General features: G+C 71.0%; 2 protein-coding genes. One reads left to right on the forward strand and one right to left on the reverse strand.

Annotated elements, in window-relative coordinates; genetic code table 11:
• Positions 1–1,064, reverse strand: a 1,064-nt coding sequence (locus VGH85_17395; GenBank protein HEY2175586.1) for a Gfo/Idh/MocA family oxidoreductase, incomplete at its 3' end; no start/stop codon positions are given.
• A gap of 97 nt (positions 1,065–1,161) precedes the next feature.
• Between VGH85_17395 and VGH85_17400 the strand changes: the two genes are divergently transcribed.
• On the forward strand, positions 1,162–2,288 hold a 1,127-nt coding region (locus VGH85_17400; protein HEY2175587.1), incomplete at its 3' end, for a cystathionine gamma-synthase.

Genomic DNA, 2,288 nt, shown 5'->3' on the forward strand with positions numbered 1-2,288 from the left:
CCGGCGCCGTGCAGCACCGCACCCGCCTCCGGCGGCGCCGGGGCCGCCTCGGACTGCGCGAAGGCGCGCTCGGTCACCTCGAGCTCGAGCCGGCCGAGGCTGCCGTTGAACATGACCCGGTAGCCCTCCCACGGCGAGTACGCCGTGAGGTGGTAGCTCATCGTCGCGCCGCTGCGGTATCGGACGGTCACCGCCATGTCGTCCTCGGCGGTGATGCCCGCGCCGAAGACGTTCTGGTCGCGGAAGTACCCGTCCTCGTGCTCGGCGTCGAGGTAGAGGGCCTGCAGCTTCGGGTTGTCCTCGAGCCGGATCGCGAACGGGTCGTCGGCGGCCTGGGGGTTGCCGTGCGCGCGCACGTAGTCGCGCGCCAGGCCGCGCCGCCGGCCGTTCTCATCGCCGTAGAAGAAGAGCTTGCCGAGCCCGAAGACCCGCTCCGGCGCGGAGTCGATCCACCAGTTGACCAGGTCGAAGTGGTGGGTGGCCTTGTGCACCATGAGGCCGCCGGAGTTGGCCTTGTCCCGGTGCCACCGCCGGAAGTAGTCGGCCCCGTGCACGGTGTCGAGCGTCCACTCGAAGTGGACCGACCCGATCTCGCCGATCGCACCGGAGGCGAGCACCTCGCGCACCTTCGTGGCCACCGGGCTGTAGCGGTAGTTGAACGTCACGGTCAGCCGTCGGCCGGTCTCGGCCTGAGCGGCCAGGATCCGTCGGCACCGGGCGGCGTCGATCGTCATCGGCTTCTCGGTGACCACGTCGCAGCCGGCGCGCATCCCGGCGACGATGTAGTCGTCGTGGAACCGGTCGACGGTGGTGACGACGAGCCCGTTGACCCGCTGCTCGACGAGCATCCGGTCGAAGTCCTTGGCCGAGTACGTCGGCACCGGCGGGAGGCCCGCGTCGCGCAGTACGCCGAGGTGGACGTCCATCCGCGTCTGGTTGACGTCGCAAAGGGCGACCAGTTCCGCCGTGTCGGGGAAGTCGGCGGCCAGCGCCTTGGTGTACATCTCGGCCCGGCCACCGGTGCCCACGATCGCGTACCGGCGGCGGTCTGTAGCGGTGGGCATCCGAAGCGCTCCCTGTCCGAGGACGATGACGCAGCGGAATGTTACCCGCGTGGCGGCGGGCGGCCGTCGCTCGGTCACCGCCCGATAGCCTGCCGGGATGAGTGGCTTCGAAACTCTCGCCATCCACGCCGGGCAGGATCCCGACCCCGCAACCGGCGCGGTCAGCGTGCCGATCCATGCGACGTCGACCTACAAACAGGACGGCGTGGGCGGTCTGCGCGGCGGATATGAGTACAGCCGGTCGGCCAACCCCACCCGGACCGCTCTCGAGGAGTGTCTGGCAGCCCTCGAAGGCGGTCGTCGCGGGCTGGCTTTCGCCTCCGGGTTGGCGGCCGAGGACTGCCTGCTCCGGGCGCTCTGCCGCCCTGGGGACCATGTCCTGATCCCGAACGACGCCTACGGCGGCACCTTCCGGCTGTTCGCGAGCGTGCTGGCCCGCTGGGGCGTCGACTTCACTCCCGTGCCGCTCGGCGACGTCGACGCGGTGCGTGCGGCGATCCGGCCGACCACCCGGCTGGTGTGGTGCGAGACGCCGACCAACCCGCTGCTCAGCGTCTCCGACATCGCCGCGCTCGCCGTGCTCGCCCACGAGGCGGAGGCGTCGCTGGTGGTGGACAACACGTTCGCCTCGCCGTACCTGCAGCAGCCGTTGGCCCTCGGCGCCGACATCGTGGTGCACTCCACGACGAAGTACCTCGGCGGTCACTCCGACGTCATCGGTGGCGCGTTGGTCGTCGACGACGCCGAACTCGGCGAGCGGCTGGCTTTCCACCAGAACGCGCTCGGTGCGGTCGCCGGCCCCTTCGACGCCTGGCTGGTGCTGCGCGGGGCGAAGACCCTGGCCGTGCGGATGGACCGGCACTGCGCCAACGCCGAGCGGATCGTCGCGATGCTGACCGCCCACCCGTCGGTCACCGCCGTGCACTATCCCGGGCTGCCCGACAACCCAGGCCACGAGATCGCCCGGAAGCAGATGCGCGGCTACGGCGGGATGGTGTCGTTCCGGGTCCGCGGCGGCGAGCCGGCGGCGCTGCGGATCTGCGAGCGGACCGAGGTCTTCATCCTGGGCGAGTCGCTCGGGGGAGTGGAATCGTTGATCGAGCACCCCGGCCGGATGACCCACGCCTCGGTGAGTGGCTCGATGCTGGAGGTGCCCGCCGACCTGGTGCGGCTCTCGGTCGGCATCGAGTCCGTCGACGACCTGCTCGCCGACCTCGACCACGC

The sequence above is a fragment of the Mycobacteriales bacterium genome (assembly GCA_036497565.1).
In the GTDB taxonomy this organism is placed as follows: Bacteria; Actinomycetota; Actinomycetes; order Mycobacteriales; family QHCD01; genus DASXJE01.